Below are 13,311 nucleotides of genomic sequence, written 5' to 3'. Positions count from 1 at the left end.
ACATCAGGCACCGGCCCTGAGGGCTCACCCCATGCCCACCACCGCCGGTCGAAGCCGCCGGAGGTGCCCATGAGTGCAGAGGCCACGAACCCCGAAGCACACCCCGAAGCGCGCCCTGAGCTCCGCAGACGGGGGCGGACCAGGCTCGATCTGCGCCGCCTCGGGCGCGCGGCCCTGCTCGGGCCGACGTCCCGGGACCGGCTCCCGGACGCGATCGGCCACGTCGCCGAGGCGCACCGTGCCCATCATCCGGACGCCGATTTGTCCATTCTGCGGCGTGCGTACCTCCTCGCGGAGACCTCGCACCGCGGTCAGATGCGCAAAAGTGGTGAGCCGTACATCACACATCCGCTCGCCGTCACCCTGATCCTCGCCGAACTCGGCGCCGAGACCACCACCTTGACGGCCTCTCTGCTCCACGACACCGTCGAGGACACCGACGTGACCCTCGATCAGGTCCGCGCGGAGTTCGGCGACGAGGTCTGCTTCATCGTCGACGGCGTCACCAAGGTCGAGAAGATCGACTACGGCGCCGCCGCCGAACCCGAGACCTTCCGCAAGATGCTCGTCGCCACCGGCAACGACGTCCGCGTCATGTCCATCAAACTCGCCGACCGGCTGCACAACATGCGCACCCTGGGCGTGATGCGCCCCGAGAAGCAGGCCCGCATCGCCAAGGTCACCCGCGACGTCCTCATCCCGCTGGCCGAACGGCTCGGCGTCCAGGCCCTCAAGACCGAGCTGGAAGACCTCGTCTTCGCGATCCTGCACCCCGAGGAGTACGAGAGCACCCGCGCGCTCATCGCCGCCCACGCCGGCGAACGCGACCCGCTCCCCGCCATCGCCGAGTCCGTACGCGGGGTCCTGCGCGACGCCGGCATCGCCGCCGAAGTACAGGTACGGCCGCGGCACTTCGTCTCCGTGCACCGCATCGCCCGCACCCGCGGCGAGCTGCGCGGCTCCGACTTCGGCCGCATCCTCGTCCTCGTCGGCGAGAACGCCGACTGCTACGCCGTGCTCGGCGAGCTGCACACCTGCTTCACCCCGGTCGTCTCGGAGTTCAAGGACTTCGTCGCCACCCCGAAGTTCAACCTCTACCAGTCCCTGCACACGGCCGTCGCCACCCCCGAGGGCTACGTGGCCGAGGTCATCGTGCGGACGCGTCAGATGCACCGCGTCGCCGAGGCCGGTGTGGTGGCCCTCGGCAATCCGTACGCCACCGCGACGCCCGACGCCGCCACCGACCCGGACGAGGAGCGCGTGGACCCCACGCGGCCCGGCTGGCTGTCCCGGCTGCTGGACTGGCAGCAGTCCGCGCCCGACCCCGACACCTTCTGGACCGTGCTCCGGGCGGAGCTGGCCCAGGACCGGGAGATCACCGTGTTCCGGGACGACGGCAGCGCCACCGGTACGATCAGTCTGCCGGCCGGGGCCAGCTGTATCGACGCCGCCTACGCGCAGCACGGCGAGGCGGCCCACGGCTGTATCGGCGCCCGGGTCAACGGGCGCCTCACCTCCCTGTCCTCCCCGCTGTCCGACGGGGACACCGTCCAGCTGCTGCTCGCCCAGGACGCCTCCTCCGGACCCGCCGCCGAGTGGCTGGACCACGCGCGGACCCCCGCCGCCCGGATCGCCATCAGCAGCTGGCTCGAAGCCCATCCCGACCGGGCCATGGCCACGACCTCGGCCGCGCGGGCGCCGCTGTCGGTGGTCGGGGCCCGCGGTGGCGGGGGCAACGCCGTCGCCGACCTGCCGGACGCCCCCGTGCGCCTGGCCGGGTGCTGCACCCCGGTGCCGCCGGACGCCGTCGCCGGCTTCCTGGTCCGTGGCGGGGCCGTCACCGTCCACCGCGTCCACTGCGCGGCGGTGGCACAGATGCGCGCCGTGGGGCGCACCTCCGTCGCCGTGCACTGGCGGGCCACGGCGGACTGCCGCGTCACCCTGCTCGCCGAATCGTTCGGCCGCCCGCATCTGCTGGCCGACCTGACCGAGGCCATCGCCCGCGAGGGGGTCGAGGTGGTCTCGGCGACCGTGGAGCCGCCGGTCGAGCAGCGGGTCCGGCACACGTACACCCTGCAGCTGCCCGACGCGACCGGGCTGCCCGCGCTGATGCGGGCGATGCGGGACGTGCCGGGCGTGTACGACGTCCGCCGCGTGTAGCCACGTGTAGCCGTGTCCAGCCGCGGCGTCAGCCCGGCGTAGGCCGGGGCGGCTCCGGAAGGCCCCGTTCGGGTGGTCCCGTCGCGCGCCGTACGCGGCCGTGTGGCGGGCGCTGGTAAGCGGTGGTGGATGCAGCTCTCCTCCCCGCGCCTGCGCGCCGCCCTGCTCGCCGCGGCCTCCCTCACCCTCGTCGCCGCCGTACTGCCCCCACCGAAGCCGCTGGGCATCGGCGACCGGCTCTTCCCGGAGCTCGGGAACCCCGGGTACGACGTGCTCGCGTACGACCTGTCCTTCGCCTACAAGGACAACCTGAGCCCGCTCGACGCCGTCACCGTCATCGACGCCCGCGCCCTGGAACCGCTCGAGCGCATCAACCTGGACTTCACCCACGGCAAGGTGGCGTCCGTCGAGGTCAACGGGGAGCCGGCGCGGTTCGAGAGCGTGGCGGAGGACCTCGTACTGACGCCCGCGCGCCCGGTGGCGGACAACATGCCCCTGCGCATCACCATCCGGCACACCAGTGACCCGCGCGGCCGCGGGGACGGCGGCTGGGTGCCCACGGAGGACGGCCTGGCCATGGCCAACCAGGCGGACGCCGCGCACCGCGTCTTCCCCTGCAACGACCACCCCGCCGACAAGGCGGTCTTCACCTTCCGGATCACCGCCCCGGCCGGTCTCACGGCCGTCGCCAACGGGGAGCAGGTGGCCCCCGCCCTGCGGATCGGTCCCACGACGACCTGGACGTACCGGACCCGGCACCCGATGGCCACCGAACTGGCCCAGGTCTCGGTGGGCAGGTCCGCGGTCGTCCACGGCACCGGACCGCACGGACTCCCGCTGCGCGACGTCGTCCCCGCCCAGGACCGGGAGCGGCTGGATCCCTGGCTGAAGAAGACCGCGGGCCACATCGAGTGGATGGAGGAGCGGGTCGGACGCTATCCCTTCGAGAACTACGGGGTGCTGATCGCGCGGGCGACGACCGGCTTCGAGCTCGAGACGCAGACCCTCTCGCTCTTCGAGAGCAACCTGTTCTCTGGCGAGGGCTACCCCGAGTGGTACGTCGAGTCCGTGATGGTCCACGAGCTCGCGCACCAGTGGTTCGGGGACAGCGTCACCCCGCGGACCTGGTCCGACCTGTGGCTGAACGAGGGACACGCCACCTGGTACGAGGCCCTGTACGCGGACGGTCTCGGCAAGTACTCCCTGGAGCGGCGCATGCGCGAGGCGTACCAGCGCTCCGACCAGTGGCGGGCGGCGGGCGGCCCCCCGGCCGCCCCGAAGGCCGCCGCACCCGGCGAGAAGATCGGGCTGTTCCGGCCGGTGGTCTACGACGGGGCCGCGCTGATCCTCTACGCGCTGCGGCAGGAGATCGGCGCCCCGGCCTTCGACCGGATCGAGCGGCGCTGGGTCGCGGAGAACCGGGACGGGATCGCGGGGACGGCCGACTTTGTCCGCCTGGCCTCGCAGGAGGCGGGCCGGGACCTCGGGGCCTTCCTGGAGCCCTGGCTGTACGGGACCACGACCCCGCCGATGCCCGGGCACCCGGAGTGGAGCGGCGCGGCCGCCGCGTCGGTCAAGGCCGCCTCCGGCAAGGCCCCGGCGGGCGGGAGCGCCCGATAAAGCGTGTGACCGGTGAGGAACGGGCATGTCACCATCGACAGGCCCGCACGGGGAATCCCCCGGCGGTGTGACACGTTGGACGTGACAGTTAACGTGACACTGCTATTCGAATCGACGTAAGGATCCAATGACCTCCTCTTCTTCCCCTTCCCAGGACGCGCGGGACGCACAGGACGTGCCGGACCCGCAGAGCTTCACCGAGAGCCTTCGGGCCGATGCCCTGATGGAAGAGGACGTCGCCTGGAGCCACGAGATCGACGGAGACCGGGACGGCGAGCAGTTCGAACGCTCGGAGCGCGCGGCCCTGCGCCGCGTGGCCGGCCTCTCCACCGAGCTCGAAGACGTCACCGAGGTCGAGTACCGGCAGCTGCGCCTGGAGCGCGTCGTGCTCGTCGGTGTCTGGACCTCCGGCACGGTCAACGACGCGGAGAACTCCCTCGCGGAGCTCGCCGCCCTAGCCGAAACGGCGGGTGCCCTCGTACTCGACGGCGTGATCCAGCGCCGTGACAAGCCGGACCCGGCCACTTTCATCGGCTCGGGCAAGGCGCGCGAGCTGCGTGACATCGTCATGGAGAGCGGCGCCGACACCGTCGTGTGCGACGGTGAGCTCAGCCCCGGCCAGCTCATCGCCCTCGAGGACGTCGTCAAGGTGAAGGTGGTCGACCGGACCGCCCTGATCCTCGACATCTTCGCCCAGCACGCCAAGTCCCGAGAGGGCAAGGCGCAGGTCGCGCTCGCGCAGATGCAGTACATGCTGCCGCGACTGCGTGGCTGGGGTGCCTCGCTGTCCCGCCAGATGGGTGGCGGCGGCGGTGGCGGCATGGCCACTCGAGGCCCCGGTGAGACCAAGATCGAGACCGACCGGCGCCGGATCCGCGAGAAGATGGCGAAGATGCGCCGGGAGATCGCGGAGATGAAGACCGGCCGTGACATCAAGCGGCAGGAACGGCGCCGCAACAAGGTGCCCTCGGTCGCCATCGCCGGCTACACCAACGCGGGCAAGTCCTCGCTGCTCAACCGCCTCACGGGCGCGGGCGTGCTGGTGGAGAACGCCCTGTTCGCCACCCTCGACCCGACCGTGCGCCGGGCCGAGACGCCGAGCGGCCGGGTCTACACCCTGGCCGACACGGTCGGCTTCGTCCGACACCTGCCGCACCACCTCGTCGAGGCCTTCCGCTCCACGATGGAGGAGGTCGGGGACTCCGACCTGATCCTGCACATCGTGGACGGTTCGCATCCGGCGCCGGAGGAGCAGCTGGCGGCGGTGCGCGAGGTGATCCGCGAGGTCGGCGCGGTCAACGTGCCCGAGATCGTCGTGATCAACAAGGCGGACGCCGCGGACCCGCTCGTCCTGCAGCGGCTGCTGCGGATCGAGCGGCACTCCATCGCCGTCTCGGCGCGGACGGGCATGGGCATCGAGGAACTCCTCGCGCTCATCGACTCCGAGCTCCCGCGGCCCGAGGTCGAGGTGGAGGCCATGGTGCCGTACACCCGCGGCTCGCTGATCGCCAAGGCACACGCCGAGGGCGAGGTGATCTCCGAGGAGCACACCCCGGACGGCACCCTGCTCAAGGCCCGGGTCCACCAGGAACTGGCGGCGGACCTGGCGCCGTACGCCCTCGCCAAGCGCTGAGCCGGTGTGACGGCTCGGAGAGCCTGGACGGCCTGACGACCGAGGCCCCCCTGCGGTGCAGGGGGGCCTCGGTCGTTCGGTCTTGCTCCGGGGCTACTTGAACTTGCCGCTGACGGCGTCGAAGACGCCCTTGGCCTCCGGACCGAGGCGCGGGCCGGCCAGCCAGCCCGCCTTGGCCGGGCCGATCGAGGTGTTCGACACCAGCGCCGGCTTGCCGTCGGAGCCCGCCGCGACCCAGCCACCACCGGAGGAACCACCGGTCATGGTGCAGCCGATGCGGTACATCACCGGGGCAGCGGCGTTCAGGGACAGCCGGCCCGGCTTGTCCGTGCACTGGAAGGCGCGCTGGCCGTCGAAGGGAGCCGCCGCCGGGTAGCCGGTCGCCGTGACGCCCGCGACCTTCGGCACGGCCTGGGCGTTGAACTCCACCGGGAGCGCCGTACCGACCGTCTCCTCCAGGGACTTGCCGCTGCCCTTCTCGGGCGTCACGTGCAGTACCGCGAAGTCGTACGGGGCACCCGCGCCGCCGGTCGGACCGCCGGTCGCGATCCACTGGTCGGAGGTCTGCGCCCAGTCGCTCCACCAGACGCCGTACGGGGCCACCTGCTCGCGGGGCGCGCCCTTGAGCTGCGCCGCCGGCTTGCCCGCGTTGTTGTAGGACGGGACGAAGGCTATGTTGCGGTACCAGCCGCCGGCCTTGCCCGCGTGCACGCAGTGGCCCGCCGTCCAGACCATGTTCGACTTGCCGGGGTGGGCCGGGTCCTTGACCACGGTCGCCGAGCAGACCATCGAGCCCTCGGGACCGTCGAAGAAGACCTTGCCGGACGCCGGAACGCTCTGGTGGTAGGGCGGGTTGGCCTGCTTGGCCGTCACCGGCACGGGAGTGGGGTCGGTGACGCCCTGGTCCTTGCCCGCGTCCGGGTCGACGGCCGGGCGCTGCGGCTGCTCGGCGTCACGCATGCGGTCCGGGTCCCACAGGCCCTCGATGATCGGGTTGATGTAGTCGCCCGTCTCGCGGAGCCAGTCCTCCTTCTTCCAGTTCTTCCACTCACCCCCCTTCCACTTCTCCAGGTCGAACCCGTGTTCCTTGAGCTTGTCCTTGAGCTGGTCCGGGATCTTGATCCCGTCCGTGCTCGGCAGGCTCGCCGCCACGGTCGGCTTGGCGTCGCCGCCGGCCTCCCCGTCGCCGGGGCCGCAGGCAGCCGCGGTCAGCGCGAGCGTGGCCGCGCACAGGATCGCGGTGACCGGTCGGTTCGGTCGCATGTCGTTCGTCCCCCTGGGAGTTCGATACGTGGAGTGCAGGCCCCCACTATGCCGCTGCCGCCCAGGACGACACAGGCCGGGGCCGCGGTTCCTGGCGCTCGCCCCTTGCGGGACAAGGATCTTGAGTCAACCCGTGATCCGTCGCCGTCACCGTCGTTGGTACGTACGGGGGATGGGGGAGCAGCGTTCATGTTCGAGTCGCAATCCGGAAGAGCAATCAGTGCGGGAGGACCGACACTCGTGGCTGTCACCGAGCCGGCCGCGGCGGCGGCCGCGACAGAGATCCCGCCTCAAGTGCCGCCGCAGGGAGGCCGGCCACCGGGTCCGGGCGCTTCCGTCGCCCCCGAGGGCATCCTGCGCAGGCAGGCGCAGCGGGAGTCCGCCGCCCGGACGTACGCGCGCTCCCTGCCCATCGTCCCGGTGCGGGCCCGCGGGCTGACCATCGAGGGCGCCGACGGGCGGCGTTACCTCGACTGCCTCTCCGGCGCCGGCACCCTCGCCCTCGGGCACAACCACCCCGTGGTGCTCGAAGCCATCCGGGGCGTCCTCGACTCGGGGGCCCCGCTGCACGTGCTGGACCTCGCGACGCCGGTCAAGGACGCCTTCACCACCGAGCTGTTCGCCAACCTGCCGCCCGCGCTGGCCGCCGACGCGCGCATCCAGTTCTGCGGGCCCGCCGGCACGGACGCCGTGGAGGCCGCCCTCAAACTCGTGCGCACCGCGACCGGACGTTCCGGTCTGCTCGCCTTCACCGGGGCCTACCACGGCATGACCGCAGGGGCCCTGGACGCGTCGGGGGGCGCCCCCGAGGTACGGGTGACCCGGCTGCCGTACCCGCAGGACCTGCGCTGCCCGTTCGGCGTCGGCGGCGCCGAGGGCGCCGAACTCTCCGCGCGCTGGACGGAGAACCTGCTGGACGATCCCAAGGGCGGGGTGCCCGCCCCCGCGGGCATGATCGTCGAACCGGTGCAGGGGGAGGGCGGGGTGATCCCCGCCCCGGACGGCTGGCTGCGCCGGATGCGCGAGATCACCGCGGCGCGGGGGATCCCGCTGATCGCCGACGAGGTGCAGACGGGGGTCGGCCGGACCGGCGCCTTCTGGGGGGTCGATCACGCCGGGGTGGTTCCCGACGTGATGGTCCTCTCCAAGGCGATCGGCGGCAGCCTGCCGCTCGCGGTGATCGTGTACCGCGCCGGTCTGGACGTCTGGTCCCCCGGCGCGCACGCGGGCACCTTCCGAGGCAACCAGCTCGCCATGGCCGCCGGTACCGCCACGCTCGCCTTCGTACGCGAGAACCGGCTCGCCGAGCGCGCCGCCGCCCTGGGGGAGCGGATGCTGGCGGCCCTGCGCGGCCTGGCCCGCGGCCAGGCCTGCATGGGGGACGTACGGGGCCGGGGCCTGATGATCGGCGTCGAACTCGTCGACCCCGACACCGGGGCCGCCGCACCGGCCCTCGCCGCCGCCGTCCGCCAGGAGTGCCTGGACCGCGGCCTGATCGTCGAGCTCGGCGGCCGCCACGGCGCCGTGGTCCGCCTCCTTCCCCCGCTGACTCTGACCGACGAGCAGGCCGCGGCGGTCCTCGACCGCCTGGCCGACTCCATTCCGGCCGCCGTCCGCCGGACCCACTGACCCGCACCCCCGAGGACCCGCGATGCCAGACCCGCACCAGTCCACCCCCGTCACGCCGACCCAGCCGCCGGCGCCGGACCAGCCGCTCCCGCAGCCGCTCCCGGACTGCGGTGCCGGCGCCCCGGGGCAGCCGTCACCGCCGTCGGGCACGGCCGCCCCCGTACGGGAGCCCGCCGAGCCGGCGTCCCCGGCGCCCCGGCCCGACGGGCCCGAGACACAGGGCCCGGAACCCGCGGTCAGCCCGTCGGCCCAGCCCGTACCCGCCGAGGACGCGCCGTCCCCGCCCCCGGCCGCCACGCCGGCCCGCACCGACGGGGCCCTGGTGGCCCCGCCCGACGCCCCGGCCGAGCAGCTCCCAGCGTCCGGTGCCGGGGCCGCAGTGGCGGCCGCGCCCACCGTCCCTCGGCAGAAGGACGGCACGCCCCGGCCCCGTACCGGATGGACGAGCCCCCTCCGGCTCGAGCCGACCACACTCCCCGACCTCCTGAACCACCCCGACCCGGCCGTCGCCGCCGAGACCGCGGCCGTGGAGAACCTGCTCCGCTGCTGGGTCCGCGAATCCGGACTCGGCCGCCCCGACGGCCCCGCCGGCGCCCCCCTGCGCATCCCCCTCCCCGCCTCCGGCACCGCCCTGCTCGTGACCGTCCGCCACTGGTCCCACGCCGGCTGGCACCGCTTCGGTCCGGTCCGGCTCGAAGGCACGACCGCCGTGGCGCCCTCCCTCGACGCCGTCACCGTCGCCGCACTCATCGCCCGTGAGGGCACGAGCGGTGGCCGCGGCGCCGCCGACCTCGTCGGCAGAGTCGCCGACTCGGTGCGCCGCACCGCCGAGTTCATCGCCGACCGGCGCGAACGCCCCACCGCCCCGGCACCCGTGGGCGGGGACCGCTTCCTCACCGCCGAACAGTCGCTCCTCCTCGGTCACCCCCTCCAGCCGGACCCGAAGAGCCGCGAAGGACTCTCCGAGGCCGAGGCCCGCCAGTACTCACCCGAACTCCACGGCTCCTTCCCCCTCCACTGGTTTGCGGTCGAACCCGCCGCCCTCGCGAGCGAATCGGCCTGGACCGAGAGCGGCCGCCCCGTCTCCGCGCCCCAGCTCCTCGGCCGGCTCGCCCCCGGGCTCCCGCTGCCCCACGCCGACGCCACCCCCCTTCCCCTGCACCCCTGGCAGGCCCGCGACCTGCTCCAGCGCCCCGCCGTCACCGCCCTCCGCGACGCGGGACTTCTGCACGACCTCGGCCCGCACGGCGAGCCCTGGTACCCCACCTCCTCCGTCCGCACCGTCCACCGCCCCGGCGCCCCCGCGATGCTCAAGCTCTCCCTGGGCCTGCGCATCACCAACTCCCGCCGCGAGAACCTCCGCAAGGAACTCCACCGGGGCGTCGAGGTGCACCGGCTGCTCCGCACCGGCCTCGCCGAGCAGTGGCAGGCGGCCCACCCCCACTTCGACATCGTCCGCGACCCCGCCTGGGTCGCCGTGGACGCCCCCGACGGCACCCCCGTGCCCGGACTCGACGCCCTGCTGCGCCACAACCCCTTCCGCTCGGGCGACGACCCCGTCTGCATCGCCGCGCTCACCGCTCCCCGCCCGTGGCCCGGGCGGACCACGATGAGCTCCCGCCTCGCCGAACTCGTCACCGGCCTCGCGACCGCAACCGGCCACACCACCTCCGCCGTCGCCGCCGAGTGGTTCCTGCGCTACCTCGACCACGTGGTCCTGCCGGTCCTCGCCTTCGACGCGCTCGCCGGTATCGCCCTCGAGGCGCACCAGCAGAACACCCTGGTCCTCCTCGACCCGGCCGGCTGGCCGATCGGCGGCCGCTACCGCGACAACCAGGGCTACTACTTCCGCGAATCCCGACGTGCGGAACTGGAGCACCGGCTGCCCGGCATCGGAAGCGCCAGCGACACCTTCGTCTCCGACGCCGTCACCGACGAACGCTTCGCCTACTACCTCGGCATCAACAACGTGCTCGGCCTCATCGGCGCCTTCGGATCCCAGCGGCTCGCGGACGAACGCGTCCTCCTCGCCGCCTTCCGCCGCTTCCTCGCCAAGGCCGCGGGCCTCGGCCCGCTCCCCACACGGCTGCTCGACTCGCCCACCCTGCGCTGCAAGGCGAACCTGCTCACCCGCCTGGGCGGTCTCGACGAGCTGGTCGGCCCCGTCGACACCCAGTCCGTCTACGTCACCATCACCAACCCCCTTCACGATTGACGCGTCGGCGCCGACGCGGAGAAGAGCCCCGATGCGTGCCACCGACACCCCGGCCCCAGCCCCCGCCGCCGGATCCGCTCACGACACCCGTGCTGCCACCGGAGTCGTGGAATTCGCCGAACGACGGCGCGAACCACGCCTGAACGCAGGCCTGTTGCCGCTGCTCGCCGAAGCCGACCTGCTGGATTCCCCCGCCACCTGGGGCAGCGTCACCACACCCGCCGGAGCCTTTCGCCTCGAACCCGTACGCCCGGGCCGTGACCTGGAGCTCCTCACGGGCTGGATGAACGATCCCGAGGTGGCCGCCTACTGGGAGCTCGCCGGCCCTGCCGCGGTCACCGCAGCCCACCTGTGGGCCCAGCTCGACGGCGACGGCCGCAGCATCCCCTGCCTCGGCCTTCTCGACGGCATGCCGATGAGCTACTGGGAGATCTACCGCGCCGACCTCGACCCGCTCTGCGGGCACTACCCGGCGCGCCCCCACGACACGGGTATCCACCTGCTCATCGGAGACGGCACGAACCGCGGCCGCGGACTGGGAACGGCTCTGCTGCGCGCCGTCGCCGACCTGATCCTGGGCAACCGCCCCCGCTGCACACGCGTCGTCGCGGAACCGGACATCCGCAACACCCCCTCCGTATCAGCCTTCCTGAGCTCCGGCTTCCGCTGCTACGCGGAAATCGACCTTCCCGAGAAGCGGGCCGCCCTGATGATCCGGGAGCGGGTGCTGCGCAATCTCCTCTGAGTGCCGCCCCGCAAGCCCCGACCGTCGTCGGCAGCTTCGCACCTCTCCCTTCGATAACTCTGCGTGACGAAGCAAAGTTCCCGATCCTCGAGGAGTCCCGTGCCGAACCTCCCCGCAGCCTCCGACGCGGCCGGACCAGCCGTGCCACCCTCACCCCAGCACCCCTGCACGCCACCCGAACTCAATCGCACCACCTGGGACTTCGCCGCTCGCCGGCTGCTCGCCAAGATGCTCGGCGAATTCGCCTACGAGGAGATCATCCGTCCCGTCCCCGCTCAGGCCGCCGCCGGCGACGCCTGGACCCTGGCCCTCGACGACGGCAGCAGCCTCGGCTTCCGCGCCCGCCGCCGCTCGTACGGCAGCTGGCACGTCACCCCGGACACCATCACCCTCACCCCACCGGCGCCCGCACCATTCCCACCGGCGCCCGCCCCGTCCGCCCCGACCGTGCAGGGCGACTTCGGATCTCCGACCGCCTTCGGCGACCCGTACGCCTTCCTCATCCGGGCCCGCACCCTCCTCGGTCTCGACGGCCCCACCCTCGGCCACCTCGTCCGCGAGCTGAGCGCCACCCTCGCCGCCGACGCCCGGCTCGACCACACCGCACTCACCGCCGACGTCCTCGCCGACCTCGACTACGCCGCCCTCGAGGGCCACCAGACCGGACACCCCTGGCTCGTCCCCAACAAGGGCCGCATCGGACTCTCCGCCTCCGACACCGCCGCCTGGGCCCCCGAGGCCCGCACCCGCCAGCGGCTGCCCTGGCTCGCCGCCCACATCTCGCTCGCCACCTACCGAGGCACCGCCGGCCTGGAAGACCCCGCCCGCCTCTACACCGCCGAGCTCGACCCCGTCACCCGCGAGACCTTCGACCGGTCCCTGCGCGACCGCGGCCTCGACCCGCTCCACTACCTCTACCTCCCGGTCCACCCCTGGCAGTGGGACGAGGTCGTCCTCCCCCTCTTCGCCCCGGCGCTCGCCTCCGGCGCCCTGGTGCCGCTCCCGGCCGATCCCGACGTCCGCCTCCCGCAGCAGTCGGTCCGTACCTTCCTCAACCTCAGCCGGCCCGACCGGCACAGCGTCAAACTCCCGCTCTCCGTCTTCAACACCATGGTCTGGCGCGGACTGCCCAGCGACCTCGCGCTCGCCGCACCCGCCGTCACGGCCTGGATCCACTCCCTCCGCGACGGCGACCCCTTCCTCCGCGACGAGTGCCGGGTGGTCCTGCTCGGCGAGGTCGCCTCCGTCACCGTGCGTCACCCCGTCTACGACGCGCTCCCCGAGGTCCCGTACCAGTACAAGGAGCTCCTCGGCGCGATCTGGCGCGAGCCCCTCACCGGCCTGCTCGCACCCGGCGAGCGCGCCCGCACGCTCGCCTCCCTCCTGCACACCGACCCGCGCGGCCGGTCCTTCACCGCCGAGCTCGTCGCCCGGTCCGGGCTGGCCCCCACGGTCTGGCTGCAGCGTCTCTTCGCTGCCCTCCTGCCCCCGCTGCTCCGCTTCCTCTACCGCTACGGCACCGTCTTCTCCCCGCACGGCGAGAACGCCGTCGTGATCTTCGACGAGCACGACGTGCCGGTCCGGCTCGCGGTCAAGGACTTCGTGGACGACGTGAACATCAGCGACGAACCGCTGCCCGAGCTGGCGTCCCTGCCCGACGAGGTCCGGGCGGTCCTGCTCGCCGAGCCCGCCGACTACCTGCCCCAGTTCATCCACTCCGGGCTGTTCGTCGGCGTCTTCCGGTACCTCTCGGCCCTGTGCGAGGACCGCCTGGACGTCCCGGAGAGGGATTTCTGGTCCCTCGTACGGGCGGAGATCCTGCGTCACCAGGCCCGCTTCCCCGAGCTCAAGGACCGCTACGAGCTCTTCGACCTGCTCGGTGAGCGCATCGGGCGGCTCTGCCTGAACCGGAACCGGCTCTACGAGGACGGCTACCGCGACCGCCCCGACCGCCCGCACGCCGTGCAGCACGGCACCGTCCCCAACCCCTTGTACCGGCCATGATTCCTCGGCGGTGCGTTCACTGTCGGTGCGGCCCCGTAGGGT

Annotated in this window: 8 protein-coding genes; 7 read left to right on the top strand and 1 reads right to left on the bottom strand. The window is 73.0% G+C overall.

Annotated elements, in window-relative coordinates; genetic code table 11:
• Nucleotides 1-69: 69 nt before the first annotated feature.
• The 3 genes from ACGFZK_RS26845 (at nucleotide 70) to hflX (ending at nucleotide 5,413) form a co-directional block, all read left to right on the top strand.
• A complete protein-coding gene (locus tag ACGFZK_RS26845; protein WP_393851418.1) occupies nucleotides 70-2,160 on the top strand; it encodes a RelA/SpoT family protein in 2,091 nt (696 codons plus the stop codon).
• A gap of 129 nt (nucleotides 2,161-2,289) precedes the next feature.
• The gene (locus ACGFZK_RS26840) at nucleotides 2,290-3,780 is read left to right on the top strand and encodes a M1 family metallopeptidase (protein WP_393851417.1); all 1,491 of its coding nucleotides are present in this window, start codon (nucleotides 2,290-2,292) and stop codon (nucleotides 3,778-3,780) included.
• Between the two features lie 127 nt (nucleotides 3,781-3,907).
• The gene (gene hflX / locus ACGFZK_RS26835; RefSeq protein ID WP_393851416.1) at nucleotides 3,908-5,413 is read left to right on the top strand and encodes a GTPase HflX; all 1,506 of its coding nucleotides are present in this window, start codon (nucleotides 3,908-3,910) and stop codon (nucleotides 5,411-5,413) included.
• Nucleotides 5,414-5,506: 93 nt separating this feature from the next.
• Here hflX and ACGFZK_RS26830 read toward each other — a convergent pair whose 3' ends face one another.
• Entirely contained in the window at nucleotides 5,507-6,676 is a 1,170-nt protein-coding gene (locus ACGFZK_RS26830) for a trypsin-like serine peptidase (RefSeq protein WP_393851415.1), read from the bottom strand.
• A gap of 240 nt (nucleotides 6,677-6,916) precedes the next feature.
• On the opposite strand from ACGFZK_RS26830, the gene ACGFZK_RS26825 reads away from it, so the two are divergent.
• The 4 genes from ACGFZK_RS26825 to ACGFZK_RS26810 all read left to right on the top strand — a co-directional run bounded on the left by ACGFZK_RS26825 (nucleotide 6,917) and on the right by ACGFZK_RS26810 (nucleotide 13,269).
• Complete coding sequence (locus ACGFZK_RS26825) at nucleotides 6,917-8,305, top strand: diaminobutyrate--2-oxoglutarate transaminase family protein (protein ID WP_393851414.1); 1,389 nt, start codon at nucleotides 6,917-6,919, stop codon at nucleotides 8,303-8,305.
• A 22-nt stretch (nucleotides 8,306-8,327) separates the two neighbouring features.
• Complete coding sequence (locus ACGFZK_RS26820) at nucleotides 8,328-10,520, top strand: IucA/IucC family protein (RefSeq protein ID WP_393851413.1); 2,193 nt, start codon at nucleotides 8,328-8,330, stop codon at nucleotides 10,518-10,520.
• Nucleotides 10,521-10,551: 31 nt separating this feature from the next.
• Complete coding sequence (locus tag ACGFZK_RS26815; protein ID WP_393851412.1) at nucleotides 10,552-11,265, top strand: GNAT family N-acetyltransferase; 714 nt, start codon at nucleotides 10,552-10,554, stop codon at nucleotides 11,263-11,265.
• A 99-nt stretch (nucleotides 11,266-11,364) separates the two neighbouring features.
• Complete coding sequence (locus tag ACGFZK_RS26810; RefSeq protein WP_393851411.1) at nucleotides 11,365-13,269, top strand: IucA/IucC family protein; 1,905 nt, start codon at nucleotides 11,365-11,367, stop codon at nucleotides 13,267-13,269.
• The last annotated feature ends 42 nt before the right edge of the window (nucleotides 13,270-13,311 follow it).

Source organism: Streptomyces sp. NPDC048257 (assembly GCF_043201855.1).
GTDB lineage: Bacteria > Actinomycetota > Actinomycetes > Streptomycetales > Streptomycetaceae > Streptomyces.
The sequence above is the reverse complement of the archived record's forward strand: the minus strand, read 5'-3'. Positions and strand labels throughout refer to the sequence as shown.